Source organism: Xenorhabdus santafensis (assembly GCF_033949405.1).
Taxonomy (GTDB): Bacteria; Pseudomonadota; Gammaproteobacteria; order Enterobacterales; family Enterobacteriaceae; genus Xenorhabdus; species Xenorhabdus santafensis.
Genome location: NZ_VCDN01000495.1, coordinates 1 through 311, shown reverse-complemented (window position 1 = coordinate 311; position 311 = coordinate 1). Strand labels below are relative to the sequence as shown.

Sequence of the window (311 nt, the reverse complement as noted above, 5' to 3'; positions counted from 1 at the left end):
TACAGGCGCTTTAAGCTTACCTGAAATTCCTAAAAAACTTGTTGTAATCGGCGGCGGTTACATCGGTATGGAATTAGGTACTGCATATGCTAACTTCGGTACAGAAGTTACTGTAGTAGAAGCTGGCGACGAAATCTTAGCTGGTTTCGAAAAAGCTATGAGCTCTGTTGTTAAACGTGCTCTACAGAAAAAAGGTAACGTAAATATCCATACAAAAGCTATGGCTAAAGGCGTTGAAGAAACAGAAACTGGCGTAAAAGTTAGCTTTGAAGTTAAAGGTGAAATCCAAACTGTAGAAGCAGATTACGTAT

Annotated in this window: 1 protein-coding gene; it reads left to right on the top strand. The window is 39.2% G+C overall.

Annotation, left to right across the window (positions count from 1 at the left end):
* On the top strand, nucleotides 1-311 hold a 311-nt coding region (locus tag FE392_RS23180; RefSeq protein ID WP_319932020.1), incomplete at both ends, for an FAD-dependent oxidoreductase.